This is a genomic window from Sedimentibacter acidaminivorans, assembly GCF_017873955.1.
In the GTDB taxonomy this organism is placed as follows: domain Bacteria; phylum Bacillota; class Clostridia; order Tissierellales; family Sedimentibacteraceae; genus Sedimentibacter; species Sedimentibacter acidaminivorans.
Window position 1 is genome coordinate 144,560 of record NZ_JAGGKS010000004.1, and the last position, 14,803, is coordinate 159,362.

Below are 14,803 nucleotides of genomic sequence, written 5' to 3' on the forward strand. Positions count from 1 at the left end.
CTCTCTGTTCTTACATTACTCGTACTTATCTAAATCCATATACATCAATTCAATTTTTTCTTTTAACTTATTATATTCGTTATATTTATTATTATATTCATCCAAATCCCATTGAGTTGAATTTGTATTTAATATTTTTTCTAGTTCAATTAATTTGTTCTCTGATTCAAAAATATTACTTTCTAGTTTTTGTAAATCTCTTTTTTGTTTTTCTTCTTTTTTTATTTCTTCTTTTTTTCTCAAATAATCTTCTTTGCTTTGAGTTATTGATTTTTCTTTCTTTTCTTCTATAAGTATAGAATCAGACTTCATTTGTGCAACTCTTTGTTTTTCTTGTTTATATCCTTCATAATTAAAATTATATGTTTTAAAACACCTATTTTCAATTTCTCCTATGCATGTTGATATTTTATCTACAAAATATCTGTCGTGTGATACAAACAATATAGTACCATCATAATTTATAAGATTCTCCTCTAAAATTTCTCTTGAATCTATGTCTAAATGGTTAGTTGGTTCATCAAGTATTAAAGTATTAACTTTTTCGTATATGAGCATACCTAGCTTCAACCTTGACTTTTCTCCTCCTGACAGTGTGCTTATATGTTTATATACATCATCACCTGTAAATAAAATACTAGCTAATTCTTTTCTTGCCTCGCCTAAGGAAATACTATAATAATAAGAAAAATAGTCAACTATAGAAATATCCTCTCTATCAAAACTTACTTCCTGTGGTAGATAACCGATTTTAACATTAGAACCTATTTTTACTTCTCCACCATCACTTTTTATTTCATCTATTATTATTTTTAATATAGTAGATTTACCTGTTCCATTTTCACCTAATATACACATACTATCGCTATAAAATAAATTAAAATTAACATCGCTAAATAATTTTTTTCTACCGTAAGATTTACTTATATTACTTAATTTAATAACTTCTTTTCCTGTTCTTTCAACACCACTGATTTCAAAATTAGCTTTCTTTTTATCTACTATTGGTTTATTAATTTTATCTATTTTTTCAAGCCTTTTTTCTAATTCTTTTGCTCTTTTATACATTTTATCGCTATCTCGCATTTCACCCCATATACGATATCGCTGTATTTGTTCTTCCATTTTTTTTATTTTTTTCTGCTGACTTTCATACTCTTTCATAGCTTGCAAAAACCTAAGTTCCTTTTCTGCTACATATTTTGAGTATCCACCATTATAAATTTGAACCCCATCTGATTCTAACTCTATAATTTTATTTGCTACTCTATCCAAAAAATATCTATCATGAGATACAATTACTATAGTCCCCTCATATGAGCTCAAATATTCCTCAAGCCACTCAACTGATTTAATATCAAGATGATTTGACGGCTCATCTAGAAGCAATAAATCAGGATTTTCTAATAAGATTTTTCCAAGAATAACTCTTGTTTTCTCTCCACCACTAAGTGTATTAAATTCTCTTTTTTGCATTTCTTCATTTATATCTAATCCACTTAATATCTTATTCAACTTTTCTTTAGTATCATATCCACCTGCTATCTCATAGGAATCATGCAGAAAGCTATATTTTTTTACTGCAGATTCTAATTCATCTCTTGCTAAGCAATCAAATGTCATTTCTAAATTTTCCATCTCTTTTTTAATATCATATAAAGTTTGGAATGCTTTATTTAAAACATCTGCTACTGTATTAACATCCTCATAATTAGGTATCTGCTCTAAATAACCTATTACTAATCCTTTTCGTTTATTTATTTGTCCACCTTGGAAATTTTCATAACCTGCTAAGATTTTCATTAGTGTTGTTTTACCGGTTCCATTTCTTCCCACTAAACCAATTTTATCTTTTGTTTTAACGTCAAATGTTACATTTTCAAATATTTTATCAACACCATATAATTTTGTTAAATTGCTTATTCCTATCTCTATCATTACATTCCTCACTAAACCATCTATTTTTCTTAATATGTTTATTAAAATTATATACAAAAATACCTGTGGAACATACTACCGTCCCACAGGTACCATAATTATCAACCTGTTGCCTAAATAGGCCCAGCCCCACGAACAATAAAAGTTCATCGCCTGCTCAGTTTGTACTGTACATTTTGCGTATAAATACGTTTTTGCAGCGCAAATAGAATTGTATAATTATACCATATGATATATGAAATGTCAATAAATAAAATTTAGAATTATATTAACTTCTGATTTTCTACTTTAGTGATCTTTATTTTTTACTTCTTTTCCTTTTGATTTATCTTCTTTATTGTTTCCATTACCCGTTGGCTTTTCTTCCTTTCCTTCCTTTCCTTCCTTTTTATCCTCTTTATCAATTAACTTTTCTTCTTTATTTGTTTCTTTATCCAATATATTTTCTTCTTTAGATTCGACTTTTTCTTCTTTTTTAATTTCTTTATCCATCTCTTTTGATTCTACATTTTTTTTATCATAAACTTCTTCAGTTTCATTATCCTCTAGTTTCTGTCCATTTTCAATTTCTTTGTTTACAGCTTTTTCTTCTTTCTTATTTTGTTTAGTGGCTTTCATAATTTCTTTTACCGGTTTCTTTAACCAATCTTCTACAATAATATCATCTGGATTTTCTGAGCTTTCCTGTAATTTTTCGACTAAATTTAGTTTACCCGGTGTTACGCCAAGTTCTTTTGCCTCTTGAACACGTTCTTCACCAACACCAATTGCTTCAACTTCTACTTTAGATTCAATAAATTCTTCTTTAATTTTTTCTTCTACTTGAAGTTTTAACTTATCTGCTAGCTCTTGAGATTTTTCATCATTTTTACTTGAAGTAGCAATTACAATTCCACCTTCTTCACTCTTTTCCAAAAATCCAGCTTCTATAATATCATCTACCACTTCTTGTACTGCTACTTCTATATTTTTATTTTTTAATTCATCTAAGTTCATTTCTTTTAAAATCATTTCACCATCATCATTAACAGCCTCTACCCTTAAAACTCTGTCAAATATATTTACCGTGTATTCCAAAGATGGGTTTACATCAAGACTAACATATGAATATGGAGTTAAATAAGCCCATGCTGGCACTACTAACAACATAATTGATGCTGCAACTGTTGCTATTGTTTTAATAAATCTATTATTATTTACTAAATATTTTTTAATTTCTATCTCCTGTCCAATATTGTAATCATCATTCTTAATTTTATATATACGACCATCATTGGACAAGACTGCAACATATTTATCTCTAATTTCTACAACAACTGCTTTCATATTTAAAACTCCTCTCGAATAAATCGTATATAATCTGCAAGGTAAGGAAAATCTCCAGAGATAATCTCTACTGCTGCTATTATATATTTTCGATGACGATCTAATATTTTTCGGGGTATATTTACATTATTCTCAATAATTTTCATTGGCAATAATTTTTTAACTTTCATATTACTAACTAAAATTGGATTATCCATCATATATACAACTGCTTTGGCACATGCTTTTTTTGTTTTCTTAGCTTTTGGAGAACAATCAACTAAATCAAAAAAAGAAAAACCATATGAAGAAAAAATTTCATTAGCAAGTTCTATTTCCAATTTTAAAGAATTATCAGTTACATGTGATACTTTCTCAGATACTTCAATTTTTATATTTGTTTCATCTTCATCATTGTCTGTATCAAAATTAAATAGCGAAGGGCTTACAGGAATCTCAGAAGAATATCTTGACTGACTTCGTATAAAATCAATAAGTCTTCTACGTATTACCAATTCAGCAAAATTAAAAAAGCTCCCTTTTTCCATGGAATAATTTTTAACTGCTTCTGTAAAAGCTAGTAATGCTACAGGCCATTCATCATCACTTTTAGAAACATAGTTTCGAGCTACTGAGGATGCACATTTTAAAATAAAAAATTCATTTTGTACAATAAATTTTTCCATTGTATTTTTGTCTGTTTTTGATTCTTCTGCCATATAATCTATTTCCCTCAATACGCTCACCTCTCTAATCATAAAAATTTGTATTAACATTGATTTTCTGCTAATTTTTACTTATTATTTATATATTTTTATCGTGTATAATTTTAAGTCCCTTTAACAACAGCTGTGAATCATATATATCTATAACAGCTGTTTCATCCGACATCAATCTTCCAAGTCCGCCGGTTGCAACTACCTTCATATTTTCGTTGTGCATTTCTTCTTTTATTTTTTTTACAATATATTCCACTTGCCCTATGTATCCATAGACAAGTCCTGCTTGCATGCTAGTAATAGTATTTTTGGCAAGTATGGAATTAGGCTTTTTAATCTCAATGCTTGGAAGCTGTGCTGTTCTTTGCCATAATGCATCGGCAGTTATTTGTATTCCAGGAGATGTTATACCATACTTAAATTCACCTTTTTCACTAACAACATCATAAGTTGTAGCAGTTCCAAAATCTATTACAATTAAAGGTCCTCCATACTGATGATATGCGGCAACTAAATCAACTATTCTATCAGCACCAACCTCACGAGGATTTTCAGTATTAATAACAATTCCAGTTTTAATACCAGGCCCTACTATTAATGGATCTATTTTAAAATATTTCTTCATTGCATTTTGAAATGAATGTATTAAATTTGGAACTACTGATGAAACTATAATGCTTTTAATTCCTTTATAATCAATACTATTATATTCTAACGAATTCAAAATAAAAATACCATATTCATCAGATGTCTTTTCACTTCTAGTAACCATCCTCCAGCTACCAATAAGATTATTTTTTTTATAAACACCAAAAACTATATTAGAATTTCCTATATCGACAACTAAAACCATTTTATCCTCCTGTTTTTTAACTTTCTTATAAACTTTAACAACTGACATTAAGATATCAGCAATATTTTTGCATATATTTTTTAATCTTTTCTTAATTCAAAAATAGATTTAGTAGTAATTTGTTTTCTGTCAAGTTGTAAAAGTTTAATTGCTTTTTCTAATTCATCTTCTGAAGACATTTCTATTTCAAGGTAAGGCTTTGAATATGTATCTTTATCCCATGTATCTATTTCAAAAATTATATGATCATATGAATATGATCTTCTATGTTTATACCCTGGTCTTTTTTTATTGTATCCAAGAAATTCAAGTATTTTTATAGTTTCTTCGCAATTTGAAATTTCTGTTTCCGTTTCTTCATTAACCCTCATTTTATCTCTACTTATACTTTTTTTAAATGTTAATGTATTTTTAACTTTACCATCAAGTAAATTCTTAGTTGTTCTTATTCTCAAATAACCATTGTAAGTTTCTTTTAAATAGTTATTATCTGTATCAAATCTTATATTTGTTTGCTCTTCATCTTTTAAAAGAACTGCTCCTATTTTTTTTAATTTTTTTTCTATTTCATCTTTATCAATATTAAGAACCTTTACTTCCCTTTCTCTCATTGATTACGCCTCCAGTTTATTTTAATAGATTATATCATAGTAGTTAATTTTTTAGTAGTAATTTTATAAATAATTATAGATCATATATTGTATAGTACATATTATATGCACACTGTTTATAACATTAAATAGTAAATCAAACAAAACATTTGATTGATTTACTATGCCATGATATAATTTCTTGAATTAAGGGAAATATTTATCTTGAGGTGAATAAGTTGGAAATCAATGTTGAAAAATTATTAAAAACTATAAAACTCTCTGCTCAAATAATACTTGAAAATGGTGGGGAAACTTATAGAGCAGAGGAAACTATAAATTTTATTTGCAAAGCTCTAGGAGTGAAAGAAATGGATTGCATTGCAACTCCAACGGGAATTTATATTACAATATCAGTTGATGGCAAAGAAAATAATACTGTTGTTAAAAGAATTTCTAAAAGAACTATAAATCTTGCTAAGCTTAACCGAATAAACAATATATCAAGACAGCTTACTCAAAAAAATATAACACTTGACGAAGCAATTGTCCAATTAGAAGAAACAAGAGAAGACTCGGGAATTAAACATAAATTTTATTCATATTTTTATGGAGGATTTTCTGCTGCATTTTTCACACTAATATTTGGAGGAGGAGTATTTGAATTTATTGTTTCCTTATTATCAGGGATCGTAGTTGCTCTTGTAACTAAAAAATTCGAAAATATACACTCTTACCAATTTTACTCAAGCATTTTTGCAGGTATTATTATTGCTTTATTTGCCATACTAAGTACACATATAGCACATTTTGGAAATTACAATTATATAATAGTAGGAGGTATAATGCCTCATTTACCTGGTTTAGCTATGACTAATGCAATTAGAGATACTATAAGGGGAGACCTTATATCAGGTATAACTAGAGGTGCTGATGCCATATTTACGGCATATTCACTGGCAGCAGGAACTGGTGTCATTATATATTTGTCTTATGCTATAGGTTTATTAACTGTATAAAATATTAATAGGAGTTTATTATGATAAAAGAATTACTTTTAAATATGATTTATTGTTTTGTAGCTACATGTTTTTTTGCATTAATAATGAATTCGCCTAAAAAGGTTATACCTATTTCATCCTTTATTGCAGCTATAGGTTATATGATATATTATTTATGTGTTAATATTAATCAAATAATGATTGGCTTTTTCTTAGGTACTTTAGTAATAGCAATATCAGGTGAAATTTGTGCAAGGTTGTTTAAAATGCCTGCTACAATATTTATATTTCCAGCTGTTGTCCCTATAGTACCTGGTTTAGGTTTGTATCAAACAATGCTATCATTTGTTCAAGATGATTTATCTAGTGCATTAGAAATAGGGGTTGGAACAATTTTAAACATTGGAGCAATGGCTATTGCAATGGCATTAATGAGTCTTGTCGCATCTAAATTACCAATTAAATATAAACGTTAGAAAATTTATATTTATTTTAATGTTTTAATTTATAATATTTGGGTATATAATAATTATTGGTAGTAATTAAATATTTCAGGAGGAAAATAGATTATGTGTAAAACAAAATTTGTAATTTGTAGAGAATGTGGAAACTTAGTAGAAATGGTTAATGATTCAGGTGTTAAAATGATATGCTGTGGTCAAGAAATGCAAGAATTAGTTGCTAATACTGTTGATGCTGCTAAAGAAAAACACGTTCCAGTAGTAGAAGTAGAAGGAAATAAAGTAACAGTTAAAGTAGGAAGTGTAACTCATCCAATGGTTGAAGAACATTACATACAATGGATTTATCTTAAAACTGAAAATGGAGTTCAAAGAAAATGCTTAAAACCAGGTGAAGAACCTGTTGCAGTATTTGCACTTGCAGAAGGCGACAAGGCTATAGAAGTATATGAATATTGCAATCTTCATGGTCTTTGGAAAAAAGAAATATAATTATACGAAAAATGGATTTAAGTCGTAAAACGATTTAAATCCATTTTTTATATTAAATTATTAAATTCAATATACCTTATATTGTTATGCCGTTATTACGAAATCTTAGCGCCACCAGGAAGATCTTCTAATGTAGAAACCAATGTTAATTTCTTTCCCTTTTGTGCTGCTAATATCATCCCGTAGGAATCAACCCCTCTAAGTTTAACAGGTTGTAAATTATAAACCATTACAACTTTTTTACCTAATAAATCTTCGGGCTGATAATATTTTGCTATACCTGAAACCACCTGTCTTGTTTCATCTCCGAGTTTAAGTTGGAGAATTAATAATTTATCTGCATCTGGATGTTTTTCTGCTTTAACTACTTCCGCAACTCTTAAATCAATTTTACAAAAATCGTCAATTGTTATTAAGTTTTCTTCTTTTTCCTCTTTTTTATTAGTTGTTTCTTGAGTTTTATTATCCTCTACACTTATACCTAAATGCTTGTTTATTTCTTCTATTTTTTTAGCAACATCTATTCTTGCAAATAAAATTTCAGGTGTTCCAACTTTATTACCAGGTACCATACCATTGAATTCCTGCAATGACTCCCAATTTGTTTTATTTGTATTCAACTGTTTATATATTTTTTGTGCTGTTTCAGGTAAGAACGGCTCTATTAACACTGCTGCTATTCTTATGGATTCAAGTAAATTATAAAGAACAGTAGCAAGCCTTTCCTTTTTACTTTCATCTTTACCTAGTATCCAAGGTTGAGTTTCATCTATATATTTATTGCTTCGTCTTAGAAGTGTAAATATTTCATCTAATGCATCTGATACTCTAAGTGTTTCCATTCTTTCTTCAACACGCTTAGAAGTATCAAGTGCGAGCTTAATTAATTCTTCGTCTATAGATTCATGTTCAGTTGGAGAAAGTATTTCTCCATTAAAATATTTATTAGTCATTGAAACTGTTCTATTTACTAAATTTCCAAGTATATTTGCTAAATCTGAATTTATTCTCTCTATAATTAAGTCATAAGTAATAGTTCCGTCATTAGCAAATGGCATTTCATGAAGTACATAGTATCTAACTGCATCTACTCCAAAATAATTAACTAAATCATCTGCATATATAACATTTCCTCTAGATTTACTCATCTTTCCTTCCCCAACCAAAAGCCATGGGTGACCAAATACTTGAAGAGGTAATTCTTCTCCTAGTGCCATCAGTAGTATCGGCCAATATATAGTGTGGAAACGAAGTATATCTTTTCCTATAAGGTGAACATCTGCTGGCCAATATTTTTTATACAATTCACCGTGATTTCCTTCTGTGTCATATCCAAGGAATGTAATGTAATTACTTAATGCATCTATCCATACATATACAACGTGACCTTCATCAAAAGTTACTGGAACTCCCCAGTTAAAAGATGTTCTGGAAACACATAAATCTTGTAATCCTGGTTTAATAAAGTTATTAACCATTTCATTTTTACGTGATTCTGGTTGAATAAATTTAGGATTTTCTTCTATATGTTTCATTAATCTATCTGCATATTTGCTCATTTTAAAGAAATATGCTTCTTCTTTTGCTTTTTTAACTTCTCTGCCACAGTCAGGACATTTGCCATCTACTAATTGTGATTCAGTAAAGAATGATTCATCAGGAGTACAGTACCAACCTTCATAGTGACCTTTGTATATATCTCCTTGGTCATATAGTTTTTTAAATATTTTCTGTACTGTTTTAACATGCTCTTTATCTGTAGTTCTAACAAACTTATCATAACTAGTGTTCATTATATCCCAAATTCTCTTGATTTCCCCTGCAACTTCATCAACAAATTGTTGTGGTGTTTTTCCTGCTTCTTGTGCTTTTATTTGTATTTTTTCTCCATGTTCATCTGTTCCTGTTTGAAAATATACATCATAACCATTTTGCTTTTTAAATCTAGCAATACTATCTGCTAAAACTATTTCATATGTGTTACCAATATGGGGTTTACCTGATGTATATGCAATTGCAGTAGTTATATAATATTTACCTTTATTCATTATTATCTTATCCTCCTGATTTATTTTTAAGGTCTTACACAACATAATAAAATAATAAAGCCTCTTAGCTGCAATAGCTAAGAGGCGATTATCGCGTTACCACTCTTTTTTACACATACCTCACGATATGTGTCTCAATAGGTTATTAACCTTGTAATTTAACGGTTACTCCGCCATACTCTAACGTATATTGCTCGAGTACAAAGCTCCAAGACCATCTTCATTTTAAAATCAATCTCTGGTTTCCACCAAACCCAGTTCTCTATATCATAATTTTAAAACTACTCTTCTTTTCATTGCTTTTATTTATTTATTATATTATTTGTATCAATAGTAAAACTATACATAAATATCATAGATTTGTCAATAATTTATTTCTTCAATAATATCTACCTTTACAAATAAAGGAAGATATTATAAAGATTAGCTCACTCTACTCTAATTAAATATTGATTCCGGCAAAATAACCTTCTCTTACTGCCATTTCAACTGTACGAGCTTTTACACAATCACCTGTTGCCCAGTAAGAGTCTGAAGTACCAGCAAAACTATCAGATAAAACAGTATTCGGCTTCATACCTGCTGCTAAAATTATACTATCAGCTGTAAGCATATGATTTTTGCCTTCTTTTTCATATGTAACACTTTCTTTACCTACACTTGTGCATTTCGCCTCTGTTAACTGTTTGAAATTAGCTTCCTTAGCAATTTCCGCCATTATATCTCCTCTGTGAGTTATTGATGCATCTGGTGCTAACTCCTTACGCATTTCAACTACAGTAACTTGTTTGCCCAGTCTTGCTAAATGCAAAGATGTTTCACAACCCACCTGTCCACCACCAATGACAACAACATTATTTCCAAGTCTATCCTCTTTACCGTAGGATTCTGTCGCATGAATACAGTTCTCAATACCTGGTATAGGAGGAACTAAAGGCTCAGCTCCCACAGAAGAAATGACAACATCATAACCTTTCAACCTAATCTGCTCAGGTGTTGCCTCATACTGAAGACAAATCTTAATTGAGGATTTTTCCACCTGTGAAATTAAATAATTCATGAATTTAGCCAATGAATATTTAAAATCAACCTTTGTAGCAAATTTAAGAGTTCCACCAAGGCTATTAGTTTTCTCATAAAGTGTCACATCATGACCACGCTTTGAAGCTGTCAAAGCGGCATACATACCTGATGGGCCTCCTCCTACGACAGCCACCCTTTTCTTTTCGGTTGAAGGCTTAATCATGCTGTCTAAACGATGCATCAATCCAATAGTAGGATTTACCGAGCATTGGAAAAAATGACCGTAAACAGCGCTATCATGGCACCTCATACATTTTATGCAGGGAACAACAACATCCTCCGCATTACCAACAAGGCTTTTTGGTATAAGATTAGGATCAGCTATTAATGCCCTTGACATGGCTATAAAGTCTGCCTTGCCTGATGCAATAATATTCTCTGCATCCTCAAAACTTCCTATTGCTCCTATAGCTGTTACTAATGATTTAATTCTTCCTGATTTCTTAAAAGATTCTGCCAAATAAACATTAGGATTAGGAGGCAGAAAATCGCAAGGATGAGTACGGCACATAAGATCCGGAGTAATCATCCCACAGCTTGCCTGAACTATATCTGCATATTCCTGAAATACTTCTGCAATCTTCAATCCTTCTTCTAAATCAATCCCACCCTCTTTAAATTCATTAGCTGACATACGTATTTCAATAATCATGTTATTGCCGACTTTTTCTCTTATTGCTTCAAGTATTTCAACTAAATAGCGCATTCTATTTTCAAAGCTTCCACCATACTTATCAGTTCTTTTATTAGTCAATGGAGACAAAAATTGAGCAATCGGTATGCTGTGTCCAAAATGAAGAAGAATGCCATCAAAACCAAGATTCATAAGCATCTCTGCACAATGTGCATAGCCTTCTTTGTAACGCATCATTTCACTTATGGGAATTTCACGTCCAGAAGTCACCATATCCATTAGCAATCCCCCTTCAGATGCTACATAACCATCGTCGAAAATTCCTATTAGCTCCATAGAAGCCTTTGCTCCATAAAAATGAATTCTTTCCGCCAGCTCAGCAAGACTGTTCATCGAATTATGCTTATATAAATCCCAGCCTGCATGCTCCCCGTCATCCTTAACTGGCAAAAGCTTTGCACCAGCGCATACTACAATACCTGCACCCGCCCTTGCCCTTTGAACAAAAAAGTCCATAGCTGACTCATTAGGGTAGGTTTCTCCGTTTGAAGCTGAATGAAGTGTTACAGGAGCAGCTATAATTCTATTTTTAATCATATGCTTTCCGATTCGAATCGGACTCATTAAATTCTGATATTTTTTATTCATATATACCTCTTTTCAGAAATAAACTAACAGGTTATTATAACCTGTTAGTTTATTTCTATTATTATATTTAAATTACTTATTTAGCTTCTACTTTAGTGTAGTCTCTATCAGCAGCATTCGCATCTGGAATATTTTTCATTGAAAGAATTGTAACAAAAGATACAACTAGCAATCCTATAAGTATATAATACGCTGTTGTCAGCTGTCCTGCCTGATTAAATGCACCCATAAATGTGAGGGCAAACGCCATAGGAATTGCCTGTATAGTCATTATCCACTTGTTTGCTGCCATATATTTTTTACGTCCATACACATATGACGTTACGCAAGGATGCATTGTAGGAACTCCTCCTGTCATACATGCAACACCAAATGCCCAAACTGCCATTAAGACACCATTTCCTCCTTGAGGCATAATCGCAAGAGGAACAACCGCCAAAATAAACATTAGATTTAATACTATAGATGCCTTGATTGAGCCAAGCTTATCGTCAATCCACCCAAGCACATAGCTCATAGGAATTCCTGATGCTGCTCCAATTGAAAGCCAAAATAATGCTTTGCTTACAAAAAGGTTAGGTATGTCTTCTGGCGTGCTTAAGCTTATATATCTCATAGCCATATAAGACATCATACACGTAATTACAAACTGGAATATACCATATGAAATTATAAGTTTCCAAGCTCTTGAATCAGCTAAAAGAGTTTTAAGTGATACTGTTTCTTCTGATTCATCATTCTCTGAAGCAGGTGCTACTACTGCACCATCTGGATACAAGCCAACTTCTTCCGGACTATCTTTTAAACCAAATGCTGTTATAATAGCCATAACAACTAAGACTGCTGCAATCATCATATAGGTATTTAAACCATAGGAGCCTACCAAAGATGTCAAAAGACCAATACCTACTACAGATACCAACGGACTTCCAGCTGTTATTATCCCCAACACTCTGCCTCTGTACTTAATAAACCAGTTAGCAGCAAGCATAAAGCCACCCATCTGAAGGGGAACAACCATAATTCTCACTATAAAAATACTGATTGCATAAATTGTATAACTTTTTCCTGCAAATGAAATACCTACACATCCTAATGCTAGCAAAAGAATACTTGGCACTAAAATTTTTCTTACGCCATACTTAACAAAGGCAGTACCTATTATCAAGTAAACAACAATGGTTACGAGTGCACCTATAGTTACAGGATTTGTTATAGTCAAGTCATCCCAACCATATGTTGATTGCAAAAATGGAGTCAATATATTCAAATGATCATTTTGAAGTCCTGAATAAAAAAAGTTGTAAAATATTCCGATAATGATAAATGTAAAGGCATATCTTATAAATTGCTTGTTCTTAAACATTCTAATCCTCCAAGATTTTAATTTTTTATTTTTGTAAACAAAATTTCATTACTGATATATACCTTAATATTATTTTAATTAAATTCGTCTGAGTCCATATATTCCACTGCGCTATAGCCTGCTATTCTTCCACTATTAACTGCAAAGCTCATAGTGTTCCCTGGAAGGAAGAAGCAATAGCTGTCACCATAAATATTACAAGCATCTGTACCACATGCGTAAAGACCTGATATTTTAATTCCTGCATCATTAAGCACTTCCATATTATCATTAGTCTTAACACCGCCAAGACTTCCATACCCTGCAGGATAATGTCTTGCAGCATAGAATTTACCACTTTTAAAGGGTTTCATATATTTATGCTTTTTAAAAAACATTTCATCTGATGTAGTGCAGCTTTCATTATATTCCTCTAATGTTTGCTTAAGGTTTTCCAAGCATATTCCTGTCTTTTCGCAAAGCTCTTCGAGGGTATCTGCCTCATATATATTCACCTGGTGTTTCTGTTCTTCATTATGAAGTTCGCTCAATCCTGTTTTTTCAGATTGACCTCCGCTTAAATATGTCTGAAGTTCCTTATCCCACTTATCAACAGTCTTAATATTGTGATGAATTGTTACATAATCAAGTCCAGTTTTTCGGTAAGTGTTAAGAATACTATCATCAATAATTGTGAAAGCCATTCTTTCCCTTTGCAAAGAAATAGCATTTCCTGTATAAACAGTATTGCTCATTAACTCTTCATTATAAAATCTTTTACCATCAAGATTAACCATAAGGTTTGGCTGACGCATTGTTTCGCTCAGGGTTTTAAATACATCTGTTACGCCAGGCGTAGTAAAGGTTAATTCCATTGTTGGAACTGTTTTTCCAGCTCCTGCTTCCCAAAGCATTCTGAGACCTTCTCCTTGTACTCCAGGTATTCTAAAGGAATGTAAATCTTTACCCCATTCATAGCCTAGAATATCTTGAATCATTTTAGGATTATCGCCAAATCCACCTGTTGCAACGATAACAGCATTACATTCAGCTATAACCTTCTCACCATCTTCTCCAACGAATTCAACACCAGTCACGTAACCGTTTTCCATTAGAATTTGCGTAGCCTTTGTGTTATAAAGAATTTCAACACCCAATTCTTCAGACCTTTCAGTTAATGCACGGAACATGTTTGATGCTGATCTTTCAGCTGGTGCATTACTTCCTTTAGTTTTAACAATATGCCAAGTTTGAGTAGATTTTTCAAAATACTTATATGCTCCTAAAAATTCGACTCCTAGGGATTCCATCCACTCAATGGTATTGCTTGATTGCTCAATATATTTTCTTACAAGTCTAGCATCCACTCTCCAATGAGTGTAATTCATTAATAAGTTGAAAGCATCTTCTTTTGAAAAGTCAACTAACTGAGCTTTTTGGTACTTTGATTCCACCGCAAAAATTCCCATTCCCATGTTTGCAGCTCCACCTGTAGTACTTCCTTTCTCAAGAACTATTACACTTGCATCCTTTTCAGCAGATGCTACAGCAGCTGTAATTCCGGAGGCACCTCCTCCAATAACAATAACATCAGCTTCGTAATTCTTACTCATTTCTTTGTTTCCTCCTTTCACTTTTATATAAAGTTTGATAACTTTATTTACAATTACTAAAAAACATTCCTTG

At 31.3% G+C, this 14,803-nt stretch carries 12 protein-coding genes, 1 riboswitch and 1 other annotated feature; of the genes, 3 read left to right on the top strand and 9 right to left on the bottom strand.

The window, feature by feature from the left end:
• Positions 1-15: 15 nt before the first annotated feature.
• From abc-f to J2Z76_RS08105, 5 genes are all read right to left on the bottom strand, one after another.
• Positions 16-1,938, bottom strand: coding sequence for a ribosomal protection-like ABC-F family protein (gene abc-f, locus J2Z76_RS08085; protein WP_209511531.1), 1,923 nt, complete (start codon positions 1,936-1,938; stop codon positions 16-18).
• 76 nt (positions 1,939-2,014) lie between these two features.
• A riboswitch (NiCo riboswitch) is annotated at positions 2,015-2,109 on the bottom strand.
• 117 nt (positions 2,110-2,226) lie between these two features.
• Complete coding sequence (locus J2Z76_RS08090; RefSeq protein ID WP_209511532.1) at positions 2,227-3,264, bottom strand: anti-sigma factor domain-containing protein; 1,038 nt, start codon at positions 3,262-3,264, stop codon at positions 2,227-2,229.
• Between the two features lie 2 nt (positions 3,265-3,266).
• Positions 3,267-4,019 (bottom strand): sigma factor, encoded by a 753-nt coding sequence (locus J2Z76_RS08095; RefSeq protein WP_209511533.1) that lies wholly within the window; start codon positions 4,017-4,019, stop codon positions 3,267-3,269.
• Positions 4,020-4,047: 28 nt separating this feature from the next.
• Positions 4,048-4,815 (bottom strand): type III pantothenate kinase, encoded by a 768-nt coding sequence (locus J2Z76_RS08100; protein WP_209511534.1) that lies wholly within the window; start codon positions 4,813-4,815, stop codon positions 4,048-4,050.
• Positions 4,816-4,895: 80 nt separating this feature from the next.
• Positions 4,896-5,426, bottom strand: a complete 531-nt coding sequence (locus J2Z76_RS08105; protein WP_209511535.1) for a class IV adenylate cyclase — start codon at positions 5,424-5,426, stop codon at positions 4,896-4,898.
• Positions 5,427-5,644: 218 nt separating this feature from the next.
• Between J2Z76_RS08105 and J2Z76_RS08110 the strand changes: the two genes are divergently transcribed.
• From J2Z76_RS08110 to J2Z76_RS08120, 3 genes are all read left to right on the top strand, one after another.
• Entirely contained in the window at positions 5,645-6,424 is a 780-nt protein-coding gene (locus J2Z76_RS08110; RefSeq protein WP_209511536.1) for a threonine/serine exporter family protein, read from the top strand.
• Between the two features lie 20 nt (positions 6,425-6,444).
• Positions 6,445-6,882, top strand: coding sequence for a threonine/serine exporter family protein (locus tag J2Z76_RS08115; RefSeq protein ID WP_209511537.1), 438 nt, complete (start codon positions 6,445-6,447; stop codon positions 6,880-6,882).
• Between the two features lie 93 nt (positions 6,883-6,975).
• On the top strand, positions 6,976-7,359 hold the full coding sequence (locus J2Z76_RS08120) for a desulfoferrodoxin family protein (RefSeq protein ID WP_209511538.1): 384 nt from the start codon (positions 6,976-6,978) through the stop codon (positions 7,357-7,359).
• 95 nt (positions 7,360-7,454) lie between these two features.
• Here the strand turns inward: J2Z76_RS08120 and metG are convergent, their stop codons facing one another.
• The 4 genes from metG to J2Z76_RS08140 form a co-directional block, all read right to left on the bottom strand.
• The gene (gene metG / locus J2Z76_RS08125; RefSeq protein ID WP_209511539.1) at positions 7,455-9,407 is read right to left on the bottom strand and encodes a methionine--tRNA ligase; all 1,953 of its coding nucleotides are present in this window, start codon (positions 9,405-9,407) and stop codon (positions 7,455-7,457) included.
• A gap of 77 nt (positions 9,408-9,484) precedes the next feature.
• Positions 9,485-9,713 (bottom strand) — a binding site (T-box leader).
• A gap of 136 nt (positions 9,714-9,849) precedes the next feature.
• Positions 9,850-11,772: an FAD-dependent oxidoreductase gene (locus J2Z76_RS08130; protein WP_209511540.1), complete on the bottom strand. Its 1,923-nt coding sequence runs from the start codon at positions 11,770-11,772 to the stop codon at positions 9,850-9,852.
• A 76-nt stretch (positions 11,773-11,848) separates the two neighbouring features.
• Positions 11,849-13,138 (bottom strand): MFS transporter, encoded by a 1,290-nt coding sequence (locus J2Z76_RS08135; protein WP_209511541.1) that lies wholly within the window; start codon positions 13,136-13,138, stop codon positions 11,849-11,851.
• 74 nt (positions 13,139-13,212) lie between these two features.
• Positions 13,213-14,730, bottom strand: coding sequence for an FAD-dependent oxidoreductase (locus J2Z76_RS08140; RefSeq protein ID WP_209511542.1), 1,518 nt, complete (start codon positions 14,728-14,730; stop codon positions 13,213-13,215).
• Positions 14,731-14,803: the final 73 nt, after the last annotated feature.